We start from the raw sequence: 17,233 nt of genomic DNA on the forward strand, positions 1-17,233 counted from the left end.
CCCAGCGCCGGAATGGGCGCGGGCTGCGCGGGATCGGCAGGTGGGGGCTCGGGTGCCGGGGCCGGAGCCGCCGCGGGTGCCGGTGCCGGAGCCGCCGCGGGTGCCGGTGCCGGAGCCGCCGCGGGTGCGGGTGCCGGAGCAGGTGCGAGGGTCGCGGCCGGCGCGGCAGGAGTGGCGGGGGCGGCGGCCGGGGTCGCCGGCACCGGGACCGGGACCTCGGGGGCGGGGGCCGGCGGCAGCGGCAGGGCGGGCAGGCCCGGCAGCGGGAGTGCGGGCTGCTGGGCGGCCGGCCGGGCCGGGTCCGGCTTGGGTTGCTCGGCGCCGGGGATGGCGATCGGGCGGCCGTCGAGGGTGGCCGCCGCGGCCCGGCCGTCGCGGATGGTGATGGTGCCGCCCTGGAAGGTCTGCTGGGCGCCGCCCGGGGTCGGGCTCTCGTCGGAGATCGGGTAGCCGAGCGGTCCGTTCTCGAATCCGGTTGCGCCCCAGGCGTCCATGATCGGACCGGCCCGCACGCCCCAGGCGCCCGAGAGCGGGCTCCAGTAGACATTGCCGCCCTCGAACCCGGACCAGCGGCCGAAGTCGCGCACCGGCTGCTCACCCGAGGTCGGGAAACCGTAAGGGCTGTTCTCGAATCCGAGCTGCGCGTACTTGCCCAGGATCAGGCCCTGCACCAGGTGCGCGCCGGTCCTGGCGCTGAAGTACATGGGCCCGTTCTCGAAACCCTGTACCGCGCCGTCCTTCTGGGGCGTCCGGGCCTCCTGGCCGGTGGGGTACCCGGCCGGGCCACGCTCGTAGCCCTGCCTGGCCCATTCGTCGAGGATGGCCCCGCGCACCGCCTGCGCACCGGTCTGCGGGGTCCAGTAGATCGACCCGTGCTGGAACGGCTGCAGTCGGCCGCGGCCGTCGGGCAGGCCGCCCTCGCCCGCGATCGGGAAGCCCAGAGCGCTTGCCGCCGCGCCCAGTCCGCCATAGCTGCCGCCGATCGCACCCGCGACCGGCTGGGCGCCGGTGGCCGGCGAGTAGAACACCTTGCCGCCGCGGAAGTCCTGGGCCACGCCGCCGGACAGCGGGTACTCCGCGGTGAGGCAGTCACCGAGCCAGGAGTTGCCCTGCGCCACCGGCGCGATCGCGCCACCGGTCCTGCAGTCGACGGGGGTCGCGTCCACGCCCAGCGCGGTGGCCGTCTGCGGCCAGGCCTGGCGCATCTCGAAATCCCAGTACGGCCAGGTGTGGGTGCCGGACGGGCGGTAGTTCACCGAGACGGGGATGTTCAGTTTGTCGAGTTTGGCCACGAAGTTCTGGCTGCTCAGCCGGGACAGCACTTCGAGTCCCAGGCCCGCGTAATTGCTTGTGATGCCCGGAACGTCGGAGAGCGGGTCGGTCGTGCCCGCGACGCCGTTGCCGCTGGAGACGTAGAGGGCCACGCCCTTGAGCTTGTCGGCCAGCTCGTAGGGGTCGTGTTCCTTCCAGGCCGGGCTGCCCGGCGGGCCGAACATCTTCGCCGAGTCGAAGCCGCCCGCGTCGTGCATGGCGAAGTCGACCGCCTGGGGCATACCGAGCGAGGTCAGGGTGAGAAAGCCGGAGTAGGACGCGGCCGAGCGGACCCAGCCGGGATTGCGGGCGGCCAGCATCATGGCCGCGGTGCCGCCCATCGAGAGTCCCTCCACCGCACGCGCATCGGTGGCGCGGAACTGGCTCTCCAGCAACGGCGGGAGCTCCTTCACCAGGAAGGTCTCCCACTGGTAGTTGTGGCCGTTGTCGGGGGCCAGCCAGTCGGCGTAGAAGCTGGACTGGCCGCCGATCGGCAGCACCACCAGGGCATTCTTGTCGGCGTAGAAGCCGGCCGCGCCCGCCTCCTTGGTCCAGCCGTTCTCGTCGTCGGTGGCCCGCAGACCGTCGAGCATGTAGACGACGGGGAACCTGGCATCCGGCTTGGCGTTCCAGTCACGCGGCAGCAGCAACTGGACTTCGACGGGTGCGCCGGTGGCCGGCGAATTCACCCACAGGGCGACCCGGTGGTCGTTGAGCCACGACATCTTCTGGATGGACGCCGCGGGTGCGGCGGGCGCATCCGGCGCGGCGCTTGCTGGTCCGCACTGCGCGAAAGTGCCCGCGGCCAGCGGAAACAGCGCCGCTACAGCACATGCCATCCAGCGCATGCGCCTGCTTTTGATCCCACGGACAACTCTAGCCACACAAGTGTTGTACCTCCGCAAGCCCGCGAGTCCCGGCAGGACACACGGAAACGGACAGTTCCACAGCAAACGTCCAGTTGTCGACCCGCCTCCCCACATCTTCAGCGCACAGCCGCGAGCCGTCGGCGTCCCGCACGCGTTCCGGCGGTCAGATGGCAAACCGATTTCGTACCCCGGAGTTACCCCGACCGTCACGAAATCAGCTGCCACGTCGGCATCCGTCCGGAATCAAACCCCCAGTGCGGCGAGGATGTCGGGGCGGGCGGTGGCCAGCTGGTCCTGCCAGTAGGGCCATGAATGGGTGCCCTGGACCTGGAGGTTGTAGTGGGCGCCGATGCCGAGCTGGGTCATCCGGCCCACGAACGAGAGGGTGTTCACCATCGACAGGGCCTCCAGCGCAACGGCATTCGCGGTGTTGAAGATGCCGACGGGGGAGTCCGGGTGGTCGTGCGGGCCGAGCACGCCCCACGATGCGGAGATGAACATGGGCAGGTTGCGGAGCTGCGGTGCGAAGACGAACGGGTCCATGCGCAGCCACTGCGGGCTCCACGGCCAGGCCATCGAATCGACATTGAAACGGCCGGCGTCGAGCATGGCGATGCGGATGGCCTCGCGCATGCCGGGCGCGGAGATGTTCAGGTAGCCCGAGAACGAGGAGGCGTGCTTGAACTGGTCGCGGTGATAAGCGGCCAGCGCCAGGGCCGCCGACCCGCCCATGGACAGTCCGGCCACCGCATTGTTGGTCCGGGAGACGCCGTAGCCCTCGAGGAAGGCGGGCAGCTCGTCGGTCAGGAAGGTCTCCCACCGGTAGGTGAACTTCTGCCCGTTGGTGTTCGAAGGCGATCGCCAGTCGGTATAGAAGCTGGACTGCCCGCCGACCGGCATCACCAGGGTGACATTGTCATTGGCGAATTGCTGCAGGGCATTGGTCTCGAAGCTCCAGGCATTGGAGTCGTCGCGGGCGCGCAGGCCGTCGAGCAGGTACAGCGCCGCGCCGCCGCCGTGCGCGGCCCACTGCACCTGCACCTTGATCGGGCCCATGCTGGAGGGCACCATCAGCTCCTCGAAGCCGCCCTCGCGGGCGCGGTGCTGAGGATGCGCGGGCATGGCGAGGGCGGGCGCCGCCAGCGCCGGGAGCGCCAGCACGGCCGCGGCGACCGCGAGGGCGCGCCGCCAGCCGCGTCTGACGCGGGCGCGTCCGGACATCCGAATCGAACCGTGCTGCGGGCATGACGAAGCGCCCTGTACTGCCATAGAGATCGATCTCCTGAACCGCAGGGGGAACCACACCGACGTGACGGGAGTCACGGACAACGGTGCACTCTACCGTCGATCCGGAGGTAATCGGCGGGTATCCGGTTCAGCTGGCGTGTATCTCGGCCCTGCCGTCGTGGAAAACGATGGTGCCGTGCTGGAAAGCCTGCTGTGCTCCGCCCGGTATGGGCGTTTCATCGGAGGTGGGAAAGCCGAGTGCGCCAGCGGGTCCCGCCGCCCCCGCGTACGCGCCGCCGATCATGCCGCCCACCGGATGCGCGCCGGTGGCCGCCGACCACACCACCCGCCCGCCCCGGAAGTCCTGCGCCGCACCACCGGCCACCGGATACTCCGTGGTCAGGCAGTCGCCCAGCCACGACTTCGCCAGCGCCACAGGCGCAATCGCGCCCGCGGCGGCGCAGTCCGGCTTGGTCGCCTCCACGCCCAGCGCGGCGGCCGCCTGCGGCCAGGACTGCCGCATCTCGAAATCCCAGTACGGCCAGGAATGCGTGCCGGAGGGCCGGTAGTTCACCTGCACCGGAATGCTGAGCTTGTCCAGCTTGGCCACGAACTGCTGAGAAGAGAAGCGCGACAGCACTTCCAGCGCCATGCCGACCCAGTTGGTGCTCACGCCCGGAACCCCGGCCGGAATATCGTGGACGCCCGCCAGGCCGCTGCCGCTGGACACATACAGGCTGAGGCCCTTCAATTTTTCCGCGAGCGCGTAGGGATCGTGCGATTCCCATTCCGCGTCGGTGGGCGGGCCGTACATGGCGTCGGCGTTGTAGCCGCCCGCGTCCCGCATGGCGTACGCGATCGCCTGCGGCATACCGAGACTCGTCAGCGTGAGGAAGCCGGAGAAGGACGCGGCGTAGCGCACGAATCCGGGATTGCGGGACGCCAGCGCCATGGCCGCGGTGCCGCCCATGGAGAGCCCGGTCAGGCCGCGCACATTCGTGGTGCGCCAGTCGCGGTCCAGCAGCGGCGGTAATTCCCTGGTGAGGAAGCTTTCCCACTTGTAGGTCTTGCCGTTGTCGGGCTGCTTCCAATCGGAATAGAAGCTGGCCGCGCCGCCGACGGGCAGCACCACCGTGATGTTCTTGTCGGCGTAGAAGCCTTCCGCCCCAGCGTCTTTGGTCCACCCGCTCTGATCGTCACCCGCGCGCATACCGTCGAGCAGGTAGAGCACGGGAAATTTGCTGTCCGGCTTGGCTTTCCAGTCTCTGGCCAGCAGCAGTTGCACCTGGATCCGGGTGCCCATGGCGGGGGAATCCACCCACAGGGCGACACGTCTGTCGCTCAGCCACACCACATTTCGAATATCGGGCTTGGTGGGTTTCGCGGGTTCACCCGCTGGTGGAGCGCCCCCCGGTTCCGCGAATGCCGTTGCGCCCCCACCGGCAACCCCACCCGTCAGCAAGGCCGTCGTGGCTACCGCGAGCGCGACCACCCCTCTGCGGCCGCCGCTCCCCCATCTACCAATTGCCACAGCTGTCACAGTAGGTTTCTACCGCGTCGCGGCGAATGATGGGGAGGCATAAAAGAACCGGCCATCCTGTCGGATGGCCGGTTCATTCGTTCACGCTATCGCCCGGGGCGAGCAGCGGTTGTTCCTACTAGGCGAGACCCAGCGCGCTCAGCATCTGCGGGCGGGCCTTCACCAGCTCGTCGTGCCAGTAGCGCCATTTGTGGGTACCGGTCGCGGTGAAGTCGAACTGGGCCGGAACGTTGATCTGCCCCAGCCGCGCCTGGAAGGCACGGGTGTTCACGCTCGCCAGCGCCTCCAGCGCGATGGCGTTACCGGTGTTGAAAACGTCTGCGGCGGAACCGACGCCGTCGTACGGGCCGGGGATGCCGTTACCGGACGAGATGTACATCGGCAGACCCTTGAGCTGCGGCGCGAACACGAACGGGTCCATGCGCAGCCAGGCCGGGCTCCACGGCGCGGCCATCGAGTCGACATTGAAGCGGCCGGCGTCCAGCATGGCCAGGCGGATGGCCTCACGCATGCCCGGCGCGGACAGGTTCAGGTAGCCCGACATCGAGGTGGCCTGCTTGAACATGTCGCGGTGGTAGGCGGCCATCATGAGGGCGGCCGAACCACCCATGGACAGACCCGCGATGGCGGTGTTGTTGCGCGAAACACCGTAGCCGGAAAGGAAATCGGGGAGCTCCCTGGTCAGGAAGGTCTCCCATTTGTAGGTGTACTTCTGGCCGTTGGTGTTGGACGGCGACACCCAGTCGGCGTAGAAGCTGGACTGACCACCGACCGGCATGATGACGTTCACGTCGTCGTTGGCGAAGATGCCGGGGGCGTCGCCCTCATCGGCATTGGCCCACGCATTGCGATCATCGCGGGCGCGCATGCCGTCGAGCATGTAGACCGCGGAGCTGCCACCGTTCTTGGCCCACTGCACCTGGACCTTGATCGGACCCATGCTGGACGGCACCATCAGCTCTTCGAAGCTGCCCGGAATACCGCGGTGCATCGGGCCGAACGCCGGGGCGGCCGAGGCGATGGACGGGACGGCCAGGGAGGTGGTCGGGACTGCGAGCGCCGCCGCGGTTACGGTGGCCGCGACAAGCCGTGTGCGCCAAGCACTCTGCGCACGGCGTCGCGACGAAACTCCTCCCGGCACGGCAGACCTGCCGAAACGCATGGATATTGCTCCTTCTCTACCGCAGCACTGCGCTGCTGCGGTGTCTTAAGTTGTCAATCGCGTACCCCCGGCATGACAAAGCCATGCGCGGACATGCGCAATCACCGCTCACAGCGAATCCCGACACTTCCCTGTGAGTGAAGCGCTACCACGGGTTGGTCAACACTTGCTCGCTGGAGGGTATTCGACGCTCCGAGCGGTTGGCAAGGCCACGCTAATGAGTGGCTGGTTCAGTGAATCAACTCAGTCACTATCGCATACGACCGTAATGGTGCGGTGACCATATCGCGAATCCCTCGTGATGTCGCGGCGACGTGCAAATCCCTTACGCCGCAAGGAAGCTTGGCGGTTTCGCTCAGCCGAGGTTGGCGCTCAGGTCCGGCAGCATCTTGTAGACCTGATCCGACCAGTAGGGCCACGCGTGCACACCCTCGGCGGTGTAGTCGAACACCGCATTGCTGGGGCCCAGGGAGTCCATGCGCGCCTGGAACGCGCGAGTATTCGTAAGCGCTATGGATTCCAGACCCATCCCGACCGTCACGTTGTACGCGTCCAGCGGGGTTTGCACGACATCCCGCGCGCCCGGAACACCGCTGCCGCTGGAGATCCACATCCTGGTGCCGTTGTCCCGCAACATCGGCGCGATTTCGAAAGGATCGTTGCGCAGCCACAATTCGCTCCAGGGCGGCCCCCACATGTCGTCGATGTTGAAGCCGCCCGCGTCCAGCAGCGCCGCCCGCAGGGCCTCCCGCATGCCCGGGCCCGATATGTTCAAATAGCCGGAATACGATCCGGCATAACGGAACTGATCCGGATGATAGGCCGCCAGCACCAGCGCCGCACTGCCGCCCATGGACAGCCCGAACACCCCGTTCCCGCGCGGATTGAAGCCCAGCCGGGCGGCCAGCGCCCGGCGCAGGTCCCGGGTCAGGAAGGTCTCCCAGGCATACGGCACGGTCTGGCCATTGGTATCGGACGGGGCCACCCAATCCGAATAGAAGCTGGACTGGCCGCCCACCGGCATCACCACATTGATGTTCCATGCGGTGAGCGCCCGCTCGATATCGGTGTTGATCTCCCAGCCGGAAAGGTCGTTGCGGGCGCGCAATCCGTCCAGCGCGTACACCACGCGGCGGGTATTGCCGTCATGGGCGCGGAAGATGCGCGACTTGATCGGGCCCATGTCGGAATCGACCCAGAAGTCGTAACCGCCCGGATCGAATGACGCATGCGCGGGCGCCATCCCTCCGATTGTCCCAGCCAGCGGAACCGTCACCGCCACAGCCAAAACGGCCAAAACCGCCCGGACCGAACCGGTCATTGACCGCTGCACCCACTCGCGTACCCGAACAGACCGCATCGACTCGCCTTTCACGAGCGTGGTCTCCGATGACCACATCCGAAATGCAGAAGCTGTTGTCGCAGGATCTTTCTTAGGCGCATATTCGGAGTCGCCGGGCAGCGAAACACCCCCCGCGACCAAACCGTGATGGATCACCACCCCGGTGCGGAACACACGACGGCCGCCGTCCACGAGGACGGCGGCCGCTTCCGGGAGTCGGGTCTATCCGATGTGCGCGGACATATCCGGGATCATTCGATAGGCGTCGTCCTGCCAGTTCGTCCAGGCGTGCAGCCCGGTGGCCGGAAAGTCCCAGACAATGTTCTGCGCGCCCAGGGAGAGCATGCGGACCTGGAAAGCGCGAGTATTGGCCAGCGCCAACGTTTCCAGCGGCGCGCCGCGGATCAGCCGGTCGGCCGCCACGCCGAGCGGGATGTTCAGATCGTCGGGCCTGGGCGCGCCACTGCCGGCGGAGATCCACATCCGGGTGTTGTTGGCGATCAGGGTGGGCGCGAAGACGAACGGGTCCATGCGCAGCCACTGGGGCCCCCACGGCGGAGCCATGGAGTCCACGTTGTAGCCGCCCGCGTCGAGCATGGCGCCCCGGATGGCCTCGCGCATACCGGGCGCCGAGATGTTCAGGTAGCCGGAGTACGAACCGGCGTAGCTGAAGAAGTCGGGGTGGTACGCGGCCAGGCTGAGCGCGGCGCTGCCGCCCATCGACAACCCGAACACGCCGTTGCGATAGGGATTGAAGCCCAGGCGGTTCTGCAGCTCCCAGCGCAGATGGTTGGTGAGGAAGTCTTCCCAGGTGTAGCGGTAGCTCTTGCCCGGGCCGCCGCCCATGGACTCGGTGATGCCCGACCCGGTGCTGTAGGCCGCGGATCCGGTGCCCGGCGCGGCGCCGAAGAACGAGCTGGGCGCATCCCAGTCGGCGTAGAAGCTGGACTCGCCGCCGATCGGCATCACCACATTGATGTTCTGATCCGCCATCACCTCGGCGACATTGGTGTTGATCTCCCAGCCGCTCAGATCCTGCTGGGCGCGCATCCCGTCCAGGACGTAGGCGACGCGCTGAGTATTGCCGTCGCGAGCGCGCAGGACACGGGTCTTGATCGGGCCCATGCTCGGCGAATCGACCCAGAAATCGAAGATGGCCGGGTCGAACGCCGCGGTGGCCGGTGGCGATTCGATCACCGCCATCAGGGGAACCAGCAGGGCGGCAGCGGCGACGCCCAATACCTTCCGTGTGAAGCCTCGAACCCGCATCGACCCAGCCCTTCTCGGTTTGAGCAGAACATTGATCACGCAGAACAGATCTTCGCTACAAACTGAGTATCGGATGCCCAACTGGGCGTGTCCCGTGCGGTCGCTACGGCGAGTCGCGAATCGATCCTCAACGATTCGGTACCGCGCCCTCAACGATCCAGAGCCACGCGCAGGCCTCCCTGCCATTTCCGCCGCGTATCCCTGGCGATCCAGGACAGGGTGGCGAGACATGCGAAAAGCCCCCGCCTGAGCAGGCGGGGGCTTTCTGCAGCGTGGAGACCCGGCGCTGTCAGCCGATGTTGGCCGAGAGATCCGGCAGCATCCGGTAGACCTCGGCGTTCCAGTTGTTCCAGTTGTGGACACCGGTCCCCGGGAAGTCGTAGGTGACGTTGCCGGCGCCCAGGGACGCCATCCGAGCCTGGAAGGCACGGGTGTTCGCCAGGGCGAGAGCCTCGAGCGGCATGCCCTGGATCACCGACATCACGCCCGAGACATCACCCGCGCCGGGAATCGCGCTCGCGGCCGAGATCCACAGGCGAGTGTTGTTGTCCTTCAGGCGCGGCGCGAAGACGAACGGGTCCATGTGCAGCCACTGCGGGCCCCACGGCGGAGCCATGGAGTCGACGTTGTAGCCGCCGGCGTCGATCATGGCCAGGCGGATGGCCTCACGCATGCCGGGCGCGGAGATGTTCAGGTAGCCGGAGTACGAGCCCGCGAAGCTGAACTGATCCGGGTGGTAGGCGGCCAGGGTCAGCGCGCCGGAACCACCCATGGAGAGACCGAAGACGCCATTGCGAGTGCGGCTGAAGCCGAGCCGGCTCTGCAGCGCGCTGGGCAGGTCCTGGGACAGGAAGGTCTCCCAGGTGTAGCGGTAGCTCTTGCCGGGGCCGCCGCCCAGGATCTGGAGGGCGCCCGAGCCCGACGACGAGCCCGAGGCCGAGCCGGAGCCCAGCTTGGCGGAGCCGGAGGAAGAGCCGGCGCCGTCACCCACGCCGAGCACGCTGCTGGGCGCGTTCCAGTCGGCGTAGAAGCTGGACTGGCCGCCGATCGGCATCACCACATTGATGTTCGCCGCGGTCAGCGCGTGCGCGATGTCGGTGTTGATCTCCCAGCCGCTCAGGTCCTGCTGGGCGCGCATGCCGTCGAGGGCATAGACGACGCGGGAGGTATTGCCATCGGCCGCGCGGAAGACGCGCGACTTGACCGGGCCCATGGACGCCGAGTCGACGTAGAAGTCGAACCCGTCGGGGTCCAGTGCCGCGTTCGCTGTGCCGACGCCGACCGCCGACACCCCGAACGGCAGTGCAATCGCCAGCGCCAATCCGACCACGGAATTCTTGAGCCAACCGCGGGATCTGTGACGTCTATCGCCTCGCATTTATTTGTCCGGCCTTTCCGGTCGTTCGGTCTCACCGTGTGCTCGTAACCACGTTTGAGGTCTCGGCGACCCTATCGTGCCCGGGCCAACGAGACGTTATCCGATCGTGACAAAAGTGACGAGCGCCACTGTCGATGAGGAATGTGGCGCACATCAGCGCCAGCTTGCGACTCGAGAGTCGAATTCCGCCCCCGCAGACTCATGCACATCAACTATCACTCCATACTGCGCGAATCACACTGCGCAACTTCAGCATCCCCGATAACACAAGGCGAATATCCAAGGCGCGCTGCGTCTCTCGAAATTCTCAGAGAATTCACCGCCGACCGCCCCGGCTCACCCGATGTTCGCGGACAGGTCCGGGAGCATCCGATTCAGCTCGGCTTCCCAATTGCGCCAGTTGTGCACGCCGACGGCCGGGAAGTCGTAGACGACATTGCCGCCACCCAGCGCCGCCCAGCGGGCCTGGAAGGCCTTGGTGCCGACCAGCGCCACCGCTTCGATGCCCATGGCCTCGATGGTCGAGGCATTGATGGCGTCGGTGGACGCGGGCAGGCCGCTGCCCGCCGAGATGAACATCTTGGTGCCGTTGGCCTTCAGCTTGGGCGCGAACTGGAACGGATCCAGGTGCTGCCACTTCAGGTCCTTCGGCCCGGCCAGCGCGTCGATGTTGTAGCCGCCGGCGTCCACCATGGCCAGCCGGACGGCGGTGCGCATTTCGGGCAGCGACAGGTCCAGCGCACCGGACAGCGAACCGGCGTAGGCGAATTGGTTCGGGTGGAAGGCCGCCATCATCAGCGCGGAACCGCCACTCATGGACAGGCCGAAGATGCCGTTGCGAGTCGTGCTGAAGCCCAGGCGATCCCGTAGCGCGTTGGGCAGATCGGTGGTGAGGAAGGTTTCCCACCTGTAGGTGTAGGACTTGCCGGGACCGCCGGAAAGTACCTGGGTGGCACCGGATCCGGACTGCACGGAGGCGGTGCCCGCCGGCATGCCGAGGAAGGTGCTCGGCGAGTTCCAGTCGGCGTACCAGCTGGATTGGCCGCCGACCGGCATGACGACATTGATATTGGCGGCCGTCAGCGCGTGCGCGACATCGGTATTGATCTCCCAGCCGTTGTCGTCCTCGCGCGCGCGTTCACCGTCCAGCGCGTAGACAACCCGGTTGGTATTGCCGTCTGCCGCACGGAAGACGCGTGACTTGATCGGGCCCATGCTGGAATCGACGTAGAAGTCCATCCCGTCCGGACTGAAGGCGGCCTGCGCGGCGGGCGCGCCCAGGACCGATACCCCCATCGGCACCATGGTCGCCAATGCCAAGGCCAGCACCGACTTTCGCAACCAGCTCCGCGCCCCACCCTGAACCGTCACGCCCCGCATATTCGGCCTTCCGTCCGTGCGCCCCGGGCCTCCCTGTCCGCCCGCCCGGGTTCGTATTGCGACAACCGTTGCCGCACAGCAGGTTTCTGGTCGGCGCCGGGAGTACTCGCGGAGCTTATCGCGAAACCCGCGCCGGGGTGTTACCAAATCGAGATAGCTAACCACAACTCACACCCCTGAACGTGACGTTTCGGTCAAACCCCCTCACGGACAAGCGAAGACCCCGCATCCGGACCGGATGCGGGGTCTTGTCATACGGGCAGCGCGCGGATCACCTCGGTGGCGCGGGCGGCGCCGGCTGCGTCGGATCCTCCAGATGGCAGCGCTGGATCTCGTACTTCGGCACCCGGTCGATGCGGTACTTCGCGAAGTCGAACGCCTGCATCAGGTTGTGCCGCCAGCGGTCGAAGGTCAGCGGCGCCCGCGAGGAGGCCAGCATCGCCTGAGTATCCGGGCAGGACAGCGCCGTTCGGGCCTGGTCGCTCCACTTCTCGTCCAGGAACCACGGCATCCACGGGTGCCGGTCCACCATGCCGGTGTCCACGACCACCCAGTCGGGGTAGAGGTTCTTGTCGTGCCCGATGCGGCCGTCGGTGAGCCGATCGGTATGCGAGGCAAGCGGATACGCCAGACCCATCTGGTCGATGACACGCACGTCCAGCGGGACGTTCATGCTGGTCATGCCCAGATTCAGGAAGAAGACCACGTGCTCGCCATTGCCCTCCGGCACCGGCGCGGGCACCAGGTACCAGTTCATGAACGACGGCGAGTTGAGCAGCAGTGCCCCGTCCGGCGAGTTGGCGATGTCCCGGACCATGGCGCGCATGCGCGGATAGTCCAGGTAGTCCTCGGCGCGGATCGGGTGGTCGTGCCCGGTATTGAGCACGTAGTAGATGCGCTCGTCCACAATGCCGTTGGCGCGGATCTTGGTCCCGGTGGTGATGGCGGTGGTGTTCGCCGCGAACAGCGCCCAGCCCGCCGTGCCCACGAAGGCGGCCGCCACCAGTACGAAAGCCCAGTCCAGGCCGCGCATTCCGGACTCACCCCGGCCGAAGCCCCGCGCGGGCCGCAGCGGCAGCACCGACACCGGCAGGAGCAGCAGGAACAGCTGCGGCAGCAGCATGCGGCCGTGCATGAAGTCGCCGCCGACGCGAACCTCGTAGACGGTGAGCAGCACACCGCTGCCGACCATGAGCGTCACGATCGCGGCGGGGGTGCGCAGCCACCCGCTGAAGCGGTGAATCCGCGTGCGCCAGTTCTCGTCTCCGGCGCCGGCGGTCGCGTCCGCGGCGGCCGGATGCTCGGCCCGGTGCTGCCGGACCAGCACGATCGCGGCGATCGCCAGCACCAGCAGCGGCAGCCACAACCAGTACGGACCCACCAGGTCCCACAGGTAGATGACGCCCTGGTGCCACTTCGCGCCACCGGCGTCCTTGGCCACGGCGGTATTCGGATAGGGAAGGCCGTAGTAGCCCATCCGCCAGATCTGGTATCCCAGCGGCACCAGGCCGGCCACCGCCACCACCAGGCAGCGGAAAACCCAGGGCCGCAGCCGGGTTTGCGGCACCGGCGCGCAGAACAGGATCAGCAGCGCCAGGCCGCCGACCACCGTCATCTCCGGCCGCACCAGCGGCGCCAGCCCGGCGAAGAACACCAGGCCGAAAAAGCCTGCGGGACGGACCTGTTCGGCCTGACTCCAGCGAATCAGCCCCCACCACAGCACCGCCAGCCAGAAGATGACCAGGCAGTTCTCCAGTCCGGAGGTGGCGTAGTCGCGGGCCGGGGGCAGCGCGATGTAGACCAGCGCGCCCGCGGGCACCAGCAGCGCGGACCGGGTGCCGCCCCACAGCCGGGCCGCGCCCAGCATGGCGAACACCATGGCCAGCACCGAGAGCGTGAGCGTGATGCCGAGCACCACGTACTCCAGCCGCAGGTGCGTGAGCCAGCTGAAGAACCAGACGACGTAGGTCCAGGCCGCGCTGGTATTGGTCTCGACGCGTTCGCCCGGATTGAAGACCGGACCGTTGCCCGCCATCAGGTTTCGCACCGTGCGCAGGACGATCAGGCCGTCGTCGGCGATCCAGCGCCGCTGCCACGCGCCGGCCGCGAACAGCGTCGCGGTCAGCACGATCCCACCGATGAACGTGGCGCGGGATAGTCGCGAGAAGCGTGCGGAGGCATCCGCACGCCGACGGGCGCGACCGACCGGCAATTGTGCCGTCGGCGCGCCCGTCTCTCGCTCTTCTCCCTCTACCACGTCAGGTGAGATAGACAGCGACACCCAGGGCTCCGATCAAGGCGACTGCGAGGAACTGGAGGACACGGTCCCCCAGGGCGATCTCTTCCGGCTCACCCGCTTCGCCGCCGTCGACGTCCACCGCGTACCGCATGATGGCGATGACGAACGGAATCATGGAAATGGCGAACCAGATGGTGTCCTTGGCGCGATCCTGCTCGAACGCCCACAGACCGTAGAACACGACGACAGCGGTGGCCGACAGGGTCCAGACGAAACGCAGGTAGGTCGGCGTGTAGTACTCCAGCGACTTCCGGATCTTGGCGCCGGTGTCGAGCGCGATCTTCAGCTCGGCGTAACGCTTTCCGGCCGCCATGAACAGCGAGCCGAACGCCATGATCAGCAGGAACCACTGGGACAGACGGATATCCGAGGAGACGCCACCGGCGACCGCGCGCAGCAGGAAGCCCGAGGACACGATGCAGATGTCCAGCACCGCCTGGTGCTTGAGACCGAAGCAGTAGGCCAGCTGGATGCCGATGTACACCGCCATCACCACGGCCAGATGCCAGTTCGCGGTGAAGGACAACAGGATCGAGCCGAGCAGCAGCACCGCCGATAGCCCGTAGGCCAGGTTCACCGGCACCACGCCGGCCGCGATGGGCCGGAAACGCTTGGTCGGGTGCGCCCGGTCGGCCTCCACGTCGAGCGCGTCGTTGACCAGGTAGATGCCCGAGGCGGCCATGCAGAACACCACGAAGGCGATGGCGACGTGCCCGAGCACCGACAGGTCGGTGATCACGAGCGTGCCGCCGGCGGTCTTCCCGGCGGCCAGCGGCGCGGCGAGCACCAGCACGTTCTTGATCCACTGCCGGGGGCGCATGGCCTTGATCAAGCCGCCGCCCAACGTCTTCGGCGGTCCCTTGATGACCGCCTCTGCCAGGTCGGTGGTGGTCGGCTCTTCGCTCATGTCAACGGTGGCTCTTTCCTGGGCTGTCACTTGGCGAGTCTCTTTTCGGCGGCGAGCACGGCTGCGGCTGATGCTGCGCCCAGCGCGGAACCCGCGAGCACGTCGGAGGGGTAATGCACGCCGAGGACGACCCGGGAGAGCAGCATCGGCGGGACGAGCACCGCAGGCAAGGGTAGCCCGGTGAGCCTGCCCAGCAACACAGCCGCCGCCGTGGTGGAGGTGGCGTGCGAGGACGGGAAGCTGAGCTTCGACGGCGTCGACACGTTGACCTGCACGGACGGATCGTGCGGGCGGGGTCGGCGGACGATGCGCTTGATGACCACCGAGGCCGCGTGCGCGCCGAACGCGCCGACCGCCACGCCCGCCCACTGGCTGCGGCGCGGCTTGTCGAGCAGCGCTCCGGCCGCGGCGATGCCCAGCCAGCCCAGCGAGTGCTCACCGAAATGCGACATACCGCGCGCGGCCTTGACGACCGCCGGATGCTGCCCGATGGTGCCCTGCACCAGGTTGATGATCTTGACCTCGGCCGGGGACGCGACCGGGGCCGCCGGCGCGTCCGGGACCACGTGCAGGCCGCGGTCCGGGCCGGAAGCAGTATGAGCAGCGGTCATTTGGGTTCGTTTCCTGATTCAGTATCGATACCGAAGACGTTCTCCCACGCGGCCTTGCTCGTGAGCTGCGCGTGCGCGCGACGGTACTGCTCGCGCACCTCCGGGAAGCGCTCGGCCAGCTCCTTGCGCAGGCGCATCGCTTCCTTGAACAGCTCCATGGCCTTTCGCGGATCCCGCTTACGGTAGACGACGCCGCGGCCGTCGGCAGTGGTAACGGTGACACCGTCCACCTGCGAGAGCAGGAACCAGCGCGCGTCCAACGTGGGCACGTTCAGCTGCGGGGTCTCATGGTGCTTCGGGTTGGCCTTGCGGAAGTTGTGCAGCACGCCCTTGCCGAGCCGGGCCACCTTGGCGATCGGATTGCCCGGCTCGCCGACCGCGCCCACCTCGGCGTGCGAGGCCAGCGGCAGTTCGGTGGAGGACGGCACGACCACCGCGTCCGGGTACTCCTTGCGCATGGCGTGCACCTTGCCCAGCGCGGTCGGCAGCAGCTCGAACAGCTTGTCCGGTCCGGCCAGGTAGTCGCGGATCGCCTCGTTCTGGATGGCGACGGTCGAATACTCCAGGCACAGCAGGTGTTTCAGCGTGGCCTTGATGGTGTTGACCACCATCGGCCGGCCGTCGTTGGGCAGGTGCAGCGACGCCACCACCAGGCGGTTGCGCAGGTGGAAGTAGGCCTGCCAGTCGATGGCGTCGTCCTTGTCGGACCAGGCCATGTGCCACACCGCCGCACCCGGCAGGGTGACGGTCGGGTAGCCGTGTTCGCGTGCGCGCAAACCGTATTCGGCGTCGTCCCACTTGAGGAACAGCGGCAGCGGCTGCCCGATCTCCTCGGCCACCTGCCGCGGGATGACGCAGGTCCACCAGCCGTTGAAGTCGACGTCGATGCGCCGGTGCAGCAGCTTGGAGTTGTCGCGGTCGCGCAGCGGGTTCTTGGCGAAGTCGTGGTCGTACTCCACGTTCGGGGCCGCGGTCCACATGAAGATGGAGCGGTCCACCACCTCGCCCATGACGTGCAGGTGCGAACGCTCCTGCAGGTTGAGCATCTGGCCACCGGTCAGGATGGGCGACTTGGCGAATCGCGAGAAGGCCAGCGCGCGCAGGATGCAGTCCGGCTCGATCTCGATGTCGTCGTCCATGTAGACGATGTATTCGGCGTCGGTGGTCTCGAGCGCCTCGTACATGACCCGGCTGTATCCGCCGGAACCGCCCAGGTTGGGCTGGTCGTGGATGGCCAGCCGGCCGGCCAGGCGGGCCGCGGCCTCGGTGAAGCCGGGCTCGTCGACCACCTTGCGGGTGCCCTGGTCGGGAATGATGACGGCCTTGATCTTCGCCAGCACCAGCGGGTCGGAGCCGAGGGCGGTCAGGGTTTTCACCGCGTCGGTGGGGCGGTTGAAGGTCGGCATGCCGACGGCGATGCTGCCCTCACCCGGCGCCTCGATCGGCGCGTACCAACCGCCGCTGCGCATTTCGACATGGCTGTCGGTGGTGATGTCGAACCAGATCCAACCGCCGTCCTCGAACGGGCCCAGATCCACCTCGAACTCGACGAAGGCGGCGGCCGCCGCGCCCTCACCGGGCGTGCTGAACTCGTTGCCCTGCACGTGGATTCGCGATCCGTCGGCCTTGGAGCGGTACACGTCCACGCGACCGTGGCCGGACAGCTCCAGCTTCAGCACCACCGACTTCAGCACGCTCCAGCGCCGCCAGTAGCTGGCCGGGACCGCATTGAAGTAGGTGCAGAAGGAGACCTCCGACTCCGCGCCGATGGCCAGCGCGGTGCGCGTAATGGCATGCGCGCGACGGGAATTGGTCTCGGATTCCTCGAGGTACAGCTTGCGCACGTCCAGCGGTTCACCCGGCCGGGGCAGGATGATGCGCTGGAGCAGGGATACGGCGCGAGTCTCGGTGGTCATGTCTTCCCGAGTGAGTTGGGCG

General features: G+C 67.6%; 10 protein-coding genes and 2 pseudogenes. All 12 read right to left on the minus strand.

Features of this window, described 5'->3' with window-relative positions; translation table 11 throughout:
- Nucleotides 1–362 precede the first annotated feature (362 nt).
- Nucleotides 363–2,159, minus strand: a pseudogene (locus ACWEKS_RS07135) (alpha/beta hydrolase-fold protein); the annotation flags it as partial.
- Nucleotides 2,160–2,423: 264 nt separating this feature from the next.
- Nucleotides 2,424–3,401, minus strand: coding sequence for an alpha/beta hydrolase (locus ACWEKS_RS07140; protein ID WP_452339256.1), 978 nt, complete (start codon nt 3,399–3,401; stop codon nt 2,424–2,426).
- 193 nt (nt 3,402–3,594) lie between these two features.
- Nucleotides 3,595–4,947, minus strand: a pseudogene (locus ACWEKS_RS07145) (alpha/beta hydrolase-fold protein); the annotation flags it as partial.
- 118 nt (nt 4,948–5,065) lie between these two features.
- Nucleotides 5,066–6,109: an alpha/beta hydrolase gene (locus ACWEKS_RS07150; RefSeq protein WP_452339257.1), complete on the minus strand. Its 1,044-nt coding sequence runs from the start codon at nt 6,107–6,109 to the stop codon at nt 5,066–5,068.
- A 355-nt stretch (nt 6,110–6,464) separates the two neighbouring features.
- The gene (locus ACWEKS_RS07155; RefSeq protein ID WP_452339258.1) at nt 6,465–7,469 is read right to left on the minus strand and encodes an alpha/beta hydrolase; all 1,005 of its coding nucleotides are present in this window, start codon (nt 7,467–7,469) and stop codon (nt 6,465–6,467) included.
- A 204-nt stretch (nt 7,470–7,673) separates the two neighbouring features.
- Complete coding sequence (locus ACWEKS_RS07160) at nt 7,674–8,720, minus strand: alpha/beta hydrolase (RefSeq protein ID WP_452339259.1); 1,047 nt, start codon at nt 8,718–8,720, stop codon at nt 7,674–7,676.
- Between the two features lie 289 nt (nt 8,721–9,009).
- Complete coding sequence (locus ACWEKS_RS07165) at nt 9,010–10,098, minus strand: alpha/beta hydrolase (RefSeq protein ID WP_452339260.1); 1,089 nt, start codon at nt 10,096–10,098, stop codon at nt 9,010–9,012.
- A 336-nt stretch (nt 10,099–10,434) separates the two neighbouring features.
- A complete protein-coding gene (locus ACWEKS_RS07170; protein WP_452339261.1) occupies nt 10,435–11,478 on the minus strand; it encodes an alpha/beta hydrolase in 1,044 nt (347 codons plus the stop codon).
- A gap of 271 nt (nt 11,479–11,749) precedes the next feature.
- The gene (gene zomB, locus ACWEKS_RS07175) at nt 11,750–13,735 is read right to left on the minus strand and encodes a flagellar motor control protein ZomB (RefSeq protein WP_452339262.1); all 1,986 of its coding nucleotides are present in this window, start codon (nt 13,733–13,735) and stop codon (nt 11,750–11,752) included.
- A 1-nt stretch (nt 13,736) separates the two neighbouring features.
- Nucleotides 13,737–14,684: a decaprenyl-phosphate phosphoribosyltransferase gene (locus ACWEKS_RS07180; RefSeq protein ID WP_379387520.1), complete on the minus strand. Its 948-nt coding sequence runs from the start codon at nt 14,682–14,684 to the stop codon at nt 13,737–13,739.
- 26 nt (nt 14,685–14,710) lie between these two features.
- Nucleotides 14,711–15,295: a phosphatase PAP2 family protein gene (locus ACWEKS_RS07185; protein ID WP_452339263.1), complete on the minus strand. Its 585-nt coding sequence runs from the start codon at nt 15,293–15,295 to the stop codon at nt 14,711–14,713.
- Nucleotides 15,292–17,211, minus strand: a complete 1,920-nt coding sequence (locus ACWEKS_RS07190; RefSeq protein ID WP_452339264.1) for a glycosyltransferase — start codon at nt 17,209–17,211, stop codon at nt 15,292–15,294. Before ACWEKS_RS07190 ends, ACWEKS_RS07185 begins: the two co-directional genes overlap by 4 nt.
- Nucleotides 17,212–17,233: the final 22 nt, after the last annotated feature.

Source organism: Nocardia sp. NPDC004711 (assembly GCF_053601595.1).